A 13,340-nucleotide genomic window follows, 5' to 3' on the forward strand; every position below is an offset into this window, starting at 1 on the left:
CATGACCCTTGGGGACCCCACCGCAACTGGCGGGGCGCGGTCCCGGGCATTTGTCTACAATGGCGGGTTTCTGACCAACCGGCGCGTCCGGCGCATTCTATCCCTTTCGGGATATGACATCCGGCTGGGCCTGCCCCGACTCGAGGACACCGTTGCCATCTGGGGTGACAGCCCCACGGCCCATCGAGGGAGACGCATCGCTAAGGACCGGGGTACCCCTTTGCTGCGGGTCGAGGACGCCTTTCTAAGATCTCTCCACCCTGGTCGCCAGGGCGAGCCGCCTTTAGGCCTGCTTCTGGATCGCTCGGGCTTACACTTTGATCCAGCCCAACCGTCAGATCTGGAAACGCTTCTAGCGACACATCCGCTGGATGATACCGCGCTTCTGAACCGGGCGCGTGGCGCGATTGAGCGCTTGAAGGAATTGAACCTCAGCAAGTATTCCGCCTTCGACCCCGACGCGCCAATCCCCGACCCCGGCTATGTGCTGGTAGTTGATCAAACAGTCGGTGATGCTTCGGTCACGGCCAGCGCAGGGGATCGTGCCCGATTTCTTGAGATGCTGGTGATCGCGCAGGAAGAAAATCCAGGGATGCCGGTTCTGATCAAGACCCATCCCGAAACACTGGCTGGTCACCGCAACGGGCACTACACCGAGCAAGACCTCTCGGAACGCGTTTCCTTCGTTGCGGAAAACATCAGTCCTTGGCCGCTGTTGGACGGCGCGGTCAGTGTCTATACGCTCTCGTCGCAAATGGGGTTCGAGGCAATTCTCGCCGGTCACAAACCCCGCGTCTTCGGGCAGCCGTTCTATGCCGGCTGGGGTTTAACGCAGGACGAAAACCCCGTTCAACGCAGACAACGTAACCTGACGCGCGCGCAGCTCTTTGCTGCCGCGATGATGCTCTACCCCGTTTGGTATGATCCCTATCGGGACCAGTTGTGTGATCTAGAGGTCGTGCTGGATACGCTTGAGGCACAGACCCGTGCGTGGCGGCAAGACCGCTTGGGATGGACCGCGTCGGGCATGCGGATGTGGAAGCGCAAGCATCTGCAGGCCATGTTTGGCCAGCACCACAAAATACGGTTTTTGCCGTCGCCTCCGGCCTCATCCACCCGTCCCCACATGGTCTGGGCCAATCAATCCCGCGAAGCCGAGGGCGTCACCCGTATCGAGGATGGCTTTCTCCGCTCACGCGGATTGGGGGCCGATCTTGTGCCGCCCCTGTCGCTGGTCACGGATGATCTGGGGATCTACTACGACCCGACCCAAACCAGCCGCTTGGAAGAATGGATATCCAAGCGCGAGACCCTTCGCCCAGATCAGGAGTACCGAGCCGAGCGGATGATCTCAGCCCTCATGTCCGAAGGGTTGAGCAAATACAACACTGGCGGCGCTGCGCCGCCTCTGCCCAAAGGGCACCGCATTCTGGTGCCGGGGCAGGTCGAGGATGACGCCTCCATCCTGCTGGGCACCAGCAGCATCCGCACCAATCTGGACCTGCTGCGCGAGGTTCGGGCTGCCAATCCCGATGCCGTAGTGATTTACAAACCCCATCCGGATGTCGAGGCTGGCCTGCGTTCGGGCCGGATCGACACCGAGGGGTTGGCGGATGTGATCGCGACTGAAACAGACCCATCGGCCTTGCTGTCTGAGATGCAGGAGGTCTGGACCATGACCTCGCTTATGGGGTTCGAAGCGCTGCTGCGCGGAATTCCGGTGACCACTTTTGGCGCGCCCTTCTACGCAGGTTGGGGCCTGACCACGGATCTGGGCAGCGTCCCGGCCCGTCGCGGCGCGCGTCCGTCGCTGCTGGGTTTGGTGCATGCCAGCCTGATCGACTATCCCCGCTATCTGGACCCGGTAACCGGCGCACCCTGCCCTGTCGAGGTCGCCATCGAACGGCTGGCCCACGGTCAGCCCCCCAAACGCGGGGCGCTGAACCGCGCCTTGTCAAAGCTACAGGGCGCTTTTTCCACCCATGCCCATCTCTGGCGACGCTAATGCGTTGTTCGGGTCCAACGGTGCAATACGTCGCCACCGACCGGGCGCGCCTCGATCAATTCGAACCGAGGGGCACTATCCAGTTTTTCCAGCCCCAATGCGCCAATCGCTGAAAGGCCTTCAGCGCCGATGGTCAAACCGGCAGTGAAACCGACAAGCTCATCAACCAGATCTTGCGCCAGTAGAGACGCCGCCAAAGCCGAGCCGCCTTCGCAGAAAACACTTGTCAGACCTTCCTGGCCCAACTGTTGCAGCAGGTCGCGCGCATCAACCTGATGGTCGTGCAACGCGCATGGTAGCAACTTCGCGCCCAACCCTTCCCACGTGCGGGCGCGCTCGGCGTCGGGATGCGGACCATGACATAGCCAGACAGGTGTTTTTGAGGCCGTGCGTGCCAGTTGCCCCATAAAGGGCAGGTCCAGATGACGCGAGACAACCACGCGCACCGGCTGACGCTCTATCCCTAGATCCCGAACTGTCAGCGAGGGGTCATCCGCGCGCGCTGTGCCAGCGCCAACCATGACCGCATCGTGTCGGGCGCGCATCGCGTGAACCTCGCGTCGCGCAGTTGATCCGGTGATCCACTGGCTATGTCCGGTTGACGTGGCAATCCGCCCGTCAAAACTGTTGGCCAGTTTTAACGTCACAAACGGACGGCCCTGTTCGGTTTTCAGAAAGAACCCGGCCAGATCACGCTCAGCCTCTTGCGCCAGAACGCCGGTTTCAACCTCGATCCCGGCCTCGCGAAGCATGGCGAAGCCCTGCCCGGAAACCCTAGGATCACTATCTTCGATCGCCGCAACAACGCGGGCCACGCCGGCCGAGATCAGCGCCTCGGCGCAAGGAGGTGTCTTGCCGTAGTGGGCGCAGGGTTCCAGCGAAACATAGGCCGTAGCCCCATTTGCCTGCGCGCCCGCTTGCGCCAAAGCCTCAGGCTCTGCATGGGGACGCCCGCCAGGTTGAGTCCACCCTCGCCCGACAATCCGACCGTCGCGCACGATAACGCACCCGACAGCTGGGTTGGGCCAGCACGACCCTTGACCGCGCCGACCCAAAGACAAAGCCAGCGCCATAAATCGCTTATCTGTTTCGCTCACTCGTCCGTCGAAGGCTGCGGCGGGCGCAGTTCGTGGACAAACTCCTCGAAATCATCGGCCGCCTGGAAATTCTTGTACACACTCGCAAAGCGAACATAGGCGACGGTATCGATCCGCGCCAGAGCTTCCATGACGATCTCACCAATTCTGTTGGACGGAATATCGGTGTCGCCCATGCTTTCCAGACGCCGCACAATACCCGAGATCATCTGATCAATCCGTTCAGGATCAACCGGGCGTTTCTGCATCGAGATACGGATCGAACGTTCCAGCTTGTCGCGGTCAAAATCTTCGCGTTTTCCGTTGGTTTTGATCACCACCAGATCGCGCAACTGAACCCGTTCATAGGTCGTAAAACGCCCTCCGCAGGCAGGGCAAAACCGACGTCGGCGTATCGCAACGTGATCCTCTGCCGGGCGTGAATCTTTCACCTGAGTGTCGATATTTCCGCAAAACGGGCAGCGCATCCGCCGTCTCCTCGTCCCTAGCTGGCCTCTTTTGTAAGCACTTTGGCTTACTTATCCACAACTATAGGGCAGCCGCTAGGATTTGGGTAGTCGGAAATTTGCACCCCAAAATAAAGGGTCAGGACAGATGTGCCGCGACCAGCCGTCGATGTGGGGCGCGGCGGTGTTCAAACAGGTAAATCCCCTGCCAAGTTCCCAAAACCATCCGCCCCTGACGGACGGGGATAGACAAGGAAACCGGCATCATCGCCGCCTTGATATGGGCAGGCATGTCATCCGGCCCTTCATAGGTATGGCGCAAGTAAGTCATTGAGGGATGATCGGACGGAGGCACAAGACGCTCAAAAAACGCATACAGATCCGTCTGCACCTCGGGGTCCGCGTTCTCCTGAACCAGTAGAGAACAGGAGGTGTGCCTGACGAACAACGTCAGGACACCATCCCGTTCAATTGGCCTAAGCCATCCAGCAACCTGAGACGTGAATTCGTATAAACCGGGCCCATCGGTCTGGAGCGCGAATTCCGTCTGCATTGCGTTTTGGCCTTTGCTTTCGTTGTTAGAAAATCTGTCGGCGACCGCACCGCGCATTTGCACCCTGCACGGAAATGCTGGAGCCGACAACGAAGGGGCCCGCTACACCACCAGATTGTGTTGGAGCATCAGCCGGAGGCGGTTTCAACGAGAACTGAACCGCTGTTACACGCCCAGTTGTTACACTAGGTCCGTAGCCGCGCAACACATAGATGGGGTCCTGCCAACCTGCCCCAAGACTGCGGCGCGCGAAATCTGCCGCCTCGCACCAATACCCGTCTGTGTCATCCCGTGTACGGGGAATGACTTCAAAGTCGGTGTTATTGATTGCATTGGCTTGAAAACCCAAACGGGCGGCGTCCGCCGTTACCGGAACACTCAGGGCAAACACCGCCAAAGCGGCGCAATATTGTAACTGTTTCATAATACTCTTTCCTCACTTGCTGCTCCCCTTAGTTTAGAGGTCATCGCGTCCGCGGAAAGCAGGTCTCACAATCATTTCAACCAACTTGCGCCTCAACGTGAAGCGGCGTGAGCCAGCCGTGGTAGCGGATCAGCAACCCCAATCCGGGCATCGAGGCCGATACGTCAAACCGAAAGCGCCCCAAATCATCCTGCCATTCACTCGTTGACGATTGCGGTAGCAAAACCCGAGGGACCGGCACGCCGAAAACCGTCAGGCGATGGATGTGAACCTCCAGCCCCCGCTTCGAGGCAACAGGCCGCATCCAGACCGAGAGTGGCCCGAAACGCTCATGAACATGGCCCGTTTTTGCGTCAAACCTCAGCTCTGACGTTGTTTTGTGACCTCCGAAGTCTCGCAGCCAGCTGTGGTCTTTATCCTGAGTTTCGGTCACCAGTCGAACGGGCACATGCCGGCCTGCAGGGGGAAACCGCCCCAATTTAAGCGCGAGTTGCATCAGAATACCCTGGCCACGTTCGATATCGCATTCGCCGACATATTCACCCGGCCCGAGATGCAGGTCTTGCACGGATTGGGGCAGAACACTTGGGTCCGCCAAAGCCTGAAGAAACGGATCCGTCACGCGTCAAACCCCTGCTCGGCAAAACTCTCAAGGAGAGCAGCATCCGGCATCATACAGGTATCGTACCGCCCGAACAGAGCATACCGATTGCGGGCGATCGAGAAATACAGCGGGTCTTTCACACCGCTCGGCAGGAACCGCACGAATGACAACAATGGCCATAACCCCGTCAGCGCACGCATGGCTTCTGCAAAGGCATCAAGCCTCTGAAAAACCTTACCATCTACAATCACGAGGTTGGTCTCAAAATCCGTAACGGGCAGATTCAGCGCCTTGTACATCCTTTGACCAAGCGGAGACTGCGCTGTTGCAAACTCAAAGCGTCGGGCTTTGTCGCGCTTCAGCATGAACCGGAAAAAGCCTGAGCACAGAACGCATTCTCCGTCAAAGACGATCAGGTTGCGTCCGTTGAAAAGATCGGTTGTGTCAATCCCTGCCATGGCGCCGCTAACTACCCAAGCTTGCACAAACAGCGTGACATAGGGCCACTATGTGGACAATGCGACAAGAAGGAAGGTGTGCCGGGGAACCCGGTGACCGGTTGGTAAGACCGGCGGTGGCTCTGACCTCATCCCCAACAAGGTACTGACCCGGCAACGAAAAGGATATAGGCAGGAAAGATTGACCAAGCTTGTTGCCAGCTGCCAAATCCATTCGAATTTCTGACAGAAAAGCAGTATGCTGGAACGGCCCCGGTCCGGAGAAAGGAAGGCTTCGCTGCGATGAATGTGGATATTGACCGCCTTCACTTTCTGCGCGATGCGCTCGACGCGCGATTGGAAAAACGCAACACCTTGGAGGTGCTGGATCGCAGCGGACTTGGCCCGCGGGATCTGCCGGAGGATGCGACCTCCTTTTGCGCCCACAAAGAGGCGCTGTTTGTCCGCTATGCCTGCGACGCTCTGAACGATATCACCTTTGCGGCAAGTGTCGGGCTTGGCGTCACGTCCTCATCGACCTTGACGGCCTACATCAGCAAATACTCACGAGACCTGGAGCAGGTGATTGAAAACACGTCTCATTTCCACGACATGATCGACCCTGCTATCGCCTTCAACCTGCGGGTTTCGGGGAATTTCGCCGCGTTAGAGGCCCGGTGGAAAGACGCCAGCTTTGCTCGCTATCACCGCCGAACTGAGTTCTTGATGTTTGCCGCCGTCGCCCGAATGCGCAACCTGACACAGACCGATTTCCACCCTATTGAAATACGGTTTCAGCATGAGGTTGGGGATCATATCCATGCCTTCCAACAACTGGCAGGTTTTCCGGTTGTTTTCGGCTCTGAAAGCCTCGAAATCGTCCTGTCCCCGTCCTCGCTGAACCTGCCCGTCCCGACCTACGACCCCAGCTTGCGCGCCCACCTACTAGAATACGGGGAACGCGTTCTAGCCGAGCGTCGCTTGCCGAAGCAATTGACTCGCGCCAAAGTCGAAGGGCTGATCACTCGCTCGCTGCCGGGCAAAATCCTCAGCGCAGATGATGTCGCGGCAAAACTCGGCATGAGCGCCCGCACCTTTGCCCGCCGGTTGCAAAGCGAAGGCACCAGCTACCGCGACATCACTGAGGATTTGCGCTGCGATCTGGCCCAGACCTTCATCACCAATGGAATGAACCTATCCGAGATCGCTTATTCACTGGGATACGCCGATCAATCCGCGTTTTCCACGGCATTCAAGCGTTGGACAGGTCAACCGCCGAGCGCCTTCAAAACGCGGGTCAAACATCCGCTGACACTTGGAAGCCGGGGGTCATCAGCTTAGCCGCCTCGCCCCGGCCCGCCCCATGAGTGGACCAGACGGATATAGAAACGGACACGCCACAACGCATGTGAAGTCGCGCCAATGTGTTTGGCACATCTGCCAATGTGAACGGTGAAACGAAAAAAGGCGCCTCCGTCCGGGGCGCCTTTGATCTTACTGATCCAGGAAGGACCGCAGTTTCCGCGATCTGCTTGGGTGTTTCAGCTTCCGCAGGGCTTTCGCCTCGATCTGACGGATACGTTCGCGGGTCACGCTGAACTGCTGACCAACCTCTTCCAAAGTATGGTCGGTGTTCATGCCGATGCCAAAGCGCATCCGCAGAACCCGCTCCTCACGCGGGGTGAGCGAGGCCAGAACCCGGGTCGTGGTTTCCTTGAGGTTCTCCTGAATGGCGCTGTCCAACGGCAGCACGGCATTTTTGTCCTCAATGAAATCACCCAGCTGGCTGTCTTCCTCGTCACCGATTGGCGTCTCAAGGCTGATCGGCTCCTTGGCGATTTTCATCACCTTGCGCACTTTCTCAAGCGGCATCTGCAGCTTTTCGGCCAGTTCCTCCGGCGTCGGCTCGCGGCCAATCTCGTGCAGCATCTGACGACCGGTCCGGACCAGCTTGTTGATCGTTTCGATCATATGCACCGGAATACGGATCGTCCGCGCCTGATCCGCGATAGACCGCGTGATCGCCTGACGTATCCACCAGGTCGCATAGGTCGAGAATTTGTAACCGCGGCGGTATTCGAACTTGTCCACCGCCTTCATCAGGCCGATGTTACCTTCTTGAATAAGATCAAGGAATTGCAGGCCACGGTTCGTGTACTTTTTGGCGATCGAGATTACCAGACGCAAGTTCGCTTCGACCATTTCCTTTTTGGCCTGACGGGCTTCTTTCTCGCCCTTCTGAACCTGTTGCACGATGCGACGGAATTCGCTGATATCCAGACCGACATATTGACCGACCTGAGCCATATCACTGCGCAGTTCCTCAACCTTGTCGGTCGAGCGTTCAATGAACATCTGCCAGCCCCGGCCTGGCTTTTCAGCCATATCGGTCAGCCAGTTCGGGTCCAGTTCACGCCCGCGATAGGCGTCAATGAACTCCCGACGGTTGATCCGGGCTTGGTCGGCCAGTTTCACCATCGAGCTGTCCAGAGACATGACGCGGCGGTTGATGCCATAGAGCTGGTCGATCAGCGCCTCAATCCGGTTGTTGTGCAGGTGAAGACCGTTCACCAGTTCAACAATCTCAGCGCGCAGCTTCTGATAGGTCTCTTCGTCTTTTTCACTGAACGAGCCATCTTCGTTCAAAGTGGCCGAAATCCGGCTGTCCTGCATCTCGGACAGCATCGAGAAATCGGTCGAGATCCGTTCAAGCGTGGTTAGAACCTGATCCTTGAGGGCGGCTTCCATCGCGGCCAGCGACATGTTGGCCTGATCGTCCTCGTCATCATCATCGTCATTGCTCAGCGGGTTGCCATCGGCATCCAACTCGGGGCCGGTGTCTTTGGCGGGTTTGGCCGATTGCACGGCCGAGGTATCGACGACCGGCTCTTGCACGTCACCATCTTCGTCCATCTGGTTGCCAAAGGTGGTTTCCAGATCAATGACGTCGCGCAGAAGAATGTCTTCAGACAGAAGTTCGTCATGCCAGATGGTGATCGCCTGGAAGGTCAGAGGGCTTTCGCACAGACCCGCAATCATAGTGTTCCGGCCCGCTTCGATCCGCTTGGCGATGGCGATCTCGCCCTCGCGGCTCAGCAGTTCGACCGAACCCATCTCACGCAGATACATGCGTACGGGGTCGTCGGTACGGTCCAGCTTTTCGGTTGCGGCACCGGCCAGAGCCACCTCACGGTTGTTGTCCGTGGTGGTCAGTTCGGTGGAGCCTTTGTTTTCTTCTTCCTCGGCCTCTTCATCTTCGATGATGTTGATGCCCATTTCGGACAGCATCGACATAACGTCTTCGATCTGTTCCGAGCTGACCTGATCAGGCGGCAGAACCTGATTGAGCTGGTCGTAAGTGATGTAACCTTTCTCGCGGGCCTCGGCGATCATCTTCTTGACCTGGGCCTGGCTCATGTCCAGCGAGATTTCCTGTTCCTGCTCGTCTGACTTGCGATCTTCTGACGTGTCTTTGGCGGCCATTCAATGCTCCTGCAGGGATGGGTGATTCGTTTGATCCGAATCATTAGCGCGTGAAACTGATTCGGCCACCCGTTTACCTGTTTTTCTTTTCCAGTGCTTTACGAAAACATCACTTCAGCGACGTTTCCGTTCGAAATTGATCCCGGACATGATTGCCTTGAACGCATCCTTTTCGTCGCGATTGATTCGCGCGCCATTGTCGGCAATGTCGAAAACGGCCCTGTCCTCATTCTGACTGCGGCTTGTGCGGTTACGCTCTTCGGCGGCTTGCGCCAGCCGATATGTCAACGCCTCATCGGCCAGATCAGACAGTTCCTCTGCGGCTTCGGCAATCTCAGCATCCAAACCCCGGAGCGCTTTGATTTTCGCGAGTTCCTCGGCCAGTGTCATCTCGGCCTTTTCAACGTCGCCTGGTTTGAACACACAGGGGATGACTACGACATGGCGAAGGCTCAGCAGGTTTTCAAGGGGTTCGGCCCCCAAAGTTTCAACGATGTGGTCCCGAAGGTTTTCAGGATCATCAATCGCATGGCGCAGAATGGCATGACGCAAGGCCGCATGATCAGGGTCGTGACAATCCATCTCTTCCAGCTGCGCCTCAAATTGCACCACGACCTGAGGGTTCAGAATCGCAATGGCCAGAATCGCGGCTTCGCGCAGATGGATGTCCGCATTGTCCGAGGACGCCAGGAACGAGGCCCGCGCGCCCGCGGTCGCAGGCTGTTTCTGCGGCTGCCACTTCCCTTTTGGTTGCCACGCACGGTTTTGTGACTGTCTCTGCGGCCGAAACAATTGCCAGCGCAGATCTTTGATCTCTTGCCCGTAGTGGGACCGGATCGAGGGGTCACGGATCAGCTTGATCTTGTCCCGCAGAACCTTGTCGAGTGCGGCTTTGCGTTCGGGGCTGTCAAAGACCTTGCCCTCAGTCTCGCGCTGCCACAGCAGCTTCACCATCGGGATGGCCCCGTCCAGCACGGCCTGAACCGCCCCTGCACCGTCGGCCCGTAGCAGATCATCCGGGTCTTTTCCTTCGGGCATCAGCGCAAAGCGTAGGGACTTTCCGGCCTCAAGTAGCGGCAAGGCCAGATCAACGGCCCGCATCGCCGCGCGCAGGCCCGCGGTGTCGCCGTCCAGCGCGATGATCGGCTCGTTCGAAATCCGCCAGAGCAGCTGTAACTGATTTTCGGTTATCGCCGTGCCCAAAGGGGCGACCGACGCGCCGAACCCGGCCTCGGCCAGCGCGATGACGTCCATGTAACCCTCGGCCACGATCAGCGGCTGCCCCTTCCCGGTCGCCTGCCGCGCAGGCCCGTGGTTATAAAGGCTGCGGCCCTTGTCGAACAACTCGGTCTCGGGTGAGTTCAGATACTTGGCATTATCATTCGGGTCCATCGCCCGACCGCCGAATGCAATACACCGACCGCGCGAATCACGGATCGGGAACATGATCCGGTTGCGGAACGTGTCATATGGTTTCTTGCCCTTGTTCGACGGCTTAGCCAGACCCGCCCCGAGGATCAGATCATCGGCCACGTTCTTTCCGGTCAGATGATCCCACAAAGCCTGCCAGCCGTCCGGGGCAAAGCCGATCTCCCATCGCTCCAACGCCTTGGCGTCCAAGCCTCGACGGGCCAGATAGTCGCGCGCTGCATTGCCCGCCCCGGTCTTGAGTTGCAGGCGAAAAAACTGAACCGCTTGCTCCATCACCTCGGCCAGTTGCGTTCGACGGTCCTGTTTTTCCTGCGCTTTCGGGTCGCGCGCAGGCATCGGCATGCCAGCTTCACGCGCCAGAATTTCAACGGCCTCAATGAACGAGACGTTCTCGGTCTCTTTCACGAAGGTGATCGCGTCCCCTTTGGCATGACAGCCAAAGCAGTAGTAGAAGCCCTTTTGGTCATCCACATGAAAAGACGCCGTTTTTTCGTGGTGAAACGGGCACGGCGCCCACATGTCCCCCTTGCCCTGATTGGATTTTCGCTGATCCCACATGACTTTACGCCCAACAACCTGAGACAGGCTCAGCCGGGTGCGCAGCTCATCGAGAAATCCGGGGGGCAATGACATTGCTCAAACCTGCCAGAAATGAAAATGCGCGCCAAGGGGATGACGCGCGGTTGTCCACAGGGAAATTGCTGAGCTGTGGATTATTGCTGCAAACACAGCTCAAGCCACGCCGCACCCAGATCCTTTTTGCGCACGTCGCGCATCTTTTGCTCATAAACCCAGGGCGTGATCAACGGAATCGCTGCGTTGTAGTTCTCGGGCCATGTCGGGCTGGTTTTTGTCACGGCCTCCACAACGTCGCGCTCTTTCACCTTGTCCAGACGCGCTTTCTGGATCGCGGCCACGACATCGGCCTGATACTGGCAGCTTTGTTCCTTGGTTTCGGCGGCGGCCAGAGGCGTTGCAAGCAAGGCTGCAGCGATGGCGATACGCAACATTGAGGTCTCCTGGATTCGTTTGTCTGAACGCAGCTTACCCGCCAGCACCGTTTTCGCAATCGAAGCGCTGCATTCAGTTTGCGCACGGGGCAGAAAAGCCACCCCGTGCGCCGGATGTCACAGGCCTTTGGCCCGGTAGCTTTTGGCCACGCGATCAATTGCAACGATATAGGCCGCGGTGCGCAGATCCTCGACATCGTCGCGGCTGTGCCAGACCTCGCGCATGGACTGGTAAGCGATCCGCATCGTGTCATCGAGGCCCGAGCGTACCAGCTCCAGCTCATCCGCACCTTTGAGGTACTTGGCCTTGAAGTCCGGCGACATTGACCAGGCATCGCCCAGATAACGATCCAGCCGTTCAAGCTCGCTTACGATCAACTCATGCCGTGCCTCTTCTTGACGGCGCTGCATGCGACCAAATCGAATGTGGCTGAGGTTCTTCACCCATTCGAAATACGAGACCGTCACACCGCCCGCATTGGCATACATGTCAGGAATGATGACGGTGCCCTTCTTGCGCAGAATTTCATCTGCACCCGCGGTCACCGGACCATTCGCGGCCTCGATGATCAGCGGGGCCTTGATCCTGTCGGCGTTGTCCAGATTGATGACGCCTTCCAGAGCCGCCGGGATCAGGATGTCGCAATCCGCCTCAAGCACCGAGGCACCATCGGTTGAATGGGTCGCGTCCGGGAAATCCTTTACGCCACCATGTTTGACGATCCAGTTGCGCACCGCCTCAACGTCGATACCGTCCGGGTTATAAAGCGCACCGTCCCATTCGATGATCCCGATAATACGCGATCCGTCTTCCTCAGCGAGGAACTTGGCCGCGTGGTAGCCCACGTTGCCCAATCCCTGTACAACGACACGCTTGCCGTCCAACTTGCCGGACAAACCGGCCTTGGCGATGTCCTCAGGGTGGCGGAAGAACTCGCGCAGTGCATATTGGATGCCCCGCCCTGTCGCCTCGACCCGCCCGGCAATGCCGCCTGCGTTCAACGGTTTGCCCGTCACACAAGCGCGTGCGTTGATGTCGGTGGTGTTCATCCGTGCGTATTGGTCAGCCATCCAGGCCATCTCGCGCTCACCCGTACCCATGTCAGGGGCCGGAACGTTTTGCGATGGATTGATCAGATCGCGCTTCGCCAGCTCATAGGCAAAGCGTCGAGTGATCTGCTCCATCTCGTGTTCTTCGTATTTGCGCGGATCAATGCACAGCCCGCCTTTCGAGCCGCCAAAAGGCGTCTCAACCAAGGCGCATTTGTAGGTCATCAGCGCAGCAAGCGCCTCAACCTCGTCCTGGTTCACCGCCAAGGCATAACGGATACCGCCCTTGACCGGCTCCATATGCTCGGAATGGACGGAACGGTAGCCGGTGAAAGTGTGAATCTCACCGCGCAAACGCACCCCGAAGCGAACCGTGTAGGTGGCGTTGCAGACCCGGATTTTCTGCTCAAGACCAGGCGGCAGATCCATCAGGGACGCCGCCCTGTTGAACATCAGATCCACACTTTCACGAAAGCTCGGTTCCTTGGTGCTGGTCATTAATCCCTCCGTACCGGTGAATGACGAACGTTATGGCGTTTTGTCGCACCACTGGCCCGAAGCTGCAATCTTTTATGATGAAAATTTCATCACTTTATAAACGGGTGATAAAAACCCTCTGCTGAGTCGCCTTGGAAATTTTTGTGGCGATCATTGTCGACACAACAGAAACAAAGCGACCGTCATCCCGTCAAATGCAGCGGTTTGCCGTTCAATCCCAGCAGCATAGTGGCAAAGTCGCCCAAATCTCGCCACGTTCGCCGACTACATTCTTTAAGTTGATATGACCCGCCTTCCGTGCG

General features: G+C 58.1%; 12 protein-coding genes. 2 read left to right on the plus strand and 10 right to left on the minus strand.

The features are described 5' to 3' along the window. Window position 1: 1 nt before the first annotated feature. On the plus strand, window positions 2–2,005 hold the full coding sequence (locus ACR0IP_RS06980; protein WP_480524614.1) for a capsular polysaccharide biosynthesis protein: 2,004 nt from the start codon (window positions 2–4) through the stop codon (window positions 2,003–2,005). On the opposite strand, the gene ribD is transcribed toward ACR0IP_RS06980, so the two are convergent. The 6 genes from ribD to ACR0IP_RS07010 form a co-directional block, all read right to left on the minus strand. Further along, window positions 2,002–3,102 (minus strand): bifunctional diaminohydroxyphosphoribosylaminopyrimidine deaminase/5-amino-6-(5-phosphoribosylamino)uracil reductase RibD, encoded by a 1,101-nt coding sequence (gene ribD / locus ACR0IP_RS06985; protein ID WP_480524615.1) that lies wholly within the window; start codon window positions 3,100–3,102, stop codon window positions 2,002–2,004. The genes ACR0IP_RS06980 and ribD overlap by 4 nt on opposite strands. Next, window positions 3,099–3,569 carry a transcriptional regulator NrdR gene (gene nrdR, locus ACR0IP_RS06990; protein WP_170376254.1) on the minus strand — a complete coding sequence of 157 codons (471 nt, stop codon included), beginning with the start codon at window positions 3,567–3,569 and terminating at the stop codon, window positions 3,099–3,101. The genes ribD and nrdR overlap by 4 nt, the downstream gene beginning before the upstream one ends. 118 nt (window positions 3,570–3,687) lie before the next feature. Next, a complete protein-coding gene (locus ACR0IP_RS06995) occupies window positions 3,688–4,101 on the minus strand; it encodes a secondary thiamine-phosphate synthase enzyme YjbQ (RefSeq protein ID WP_480524617.1) in 414 nt (137 codons plus the stop codon). A gap of 25 nt (window positions 4,102–4,126) precedes the next feature. Then, window positions 4,127–4,525 carry a hypothetical protein gene (locus ACR0IP_RS07000; RefSeq protein ID WP_480524619.1) on the minus strand — a complete coding sequence of 133 codons (399 nt, stop codon included), beginning with the start codon at window positions 4,523–4,525 and terminating at the stop codon, window positions 4,127–4,129. Window positions 4,526–4,601: 76 nt separating this feature from the next. Next, a complete protein-coding gene (locus ACR0IP_RS07005; RefSeq protein WP_480524621.1) occupies window positions 4,602–5,147 on the minus strand; it encodes a DUF4166 domain-containing protein in 546 nt (181 codons plus the stop codon). Further along, window positions 5,144–5,587, minus strand: a complete 444-nt coding sequence (locus tag ACR0IP_RS07010) for a thiol-disulfide oxidoreductase DCC family protein (protein ID WP_480524623.1) — start codon at window positions 5,585–5,587, stop codon at window positions 5,144–5,146. Before ACR0IP_RS07010 ends, ACR0IP_RS07005 begins: the two co-directional genes overlap by 4 nt. A gap of 282 nt (window positions 5,588–5,869) precedes the next feature. On the opposite strand from ACR0IP_RS07010, the gene ACR0IP_RS07015 reads away from it, so the two are divergent. After that, the gene (locus tag ACR0IP_RS07015; protein WP_480524625.1) at window positions 5,870–6,907 is read left to right on the plus strand and encodes a helix-turn-helix domain-containing protein; all 1,038 of its coding nucleotides are present in this window, start codon (window positions 5,870–5,872) and stop codon (window positions 6,905–6,907) included. Between the two features lie 153 nt (window positions 6,908–7,060). On the opposite strand, the gene rpoD is transcribed toward ACR0IP_RS07015, so the two are convergent. From rpoD to ACR0IP_RS07035, 4 genes are all read right to left on the minus strand, one after another. Then, window positions 7,061–9,049 (minus strand): RNA polymerase sigma factor RpoD, encoded by a 1,989-nt coding sequence (rpoD, locus tag ACR0IP_RS07020; RefSeq protein WP_170470263.1) that lies wholly within the window; start codon window positions 9,047–9,049, stop codon window positions 7,061–7,063. 114 nt (window positions 9,050–9,163) lie between these two features. Beyond that, on the minus strand, window positions 9,164–11,113 hold the full coding sequence (gene dnaG, locus ACR0IP_RS07025; protein WP_480524627.1) for a DNA primase: 1,950 nt from the start codon (window positions 11,111–11,113) through the stop codon (window positions 9,164–9,166). An 80-nt stretch (window positions 11,114–11,193) separates the two neighbouring features. Beyond that, window positions 11,194–11,490: a hypothetical protein gene (locus tag ACR0IP_RS07030; protein WP_480524629.1), complete on the minus strand. Its 297-nt coding sequence runs from the start codon at window positions 11,488–11,490 to the stop codon at window positions 11,194–11,196. A 117-nt stretch (window positions 11,491–11,607) separates the two neighbouring features. Continuing rightward, window positions 11,608–13,038, minus strand: a complete 1,431-nt coding sequence (locus ACR0IP_RS07035; protein ID WP_170376235.1) for a Glu/Leu/Phe/Val family dehydrogenase — start codon at window positions 13,036–13,038, stop codon at window positions 11,608–11,610. Between the last annotated feature and the right edge of the window lie 302 nt (window positions 13,039–13,340).

The organism is Ruegeria sp. AL11 (genome assembly GCF_056540865.1).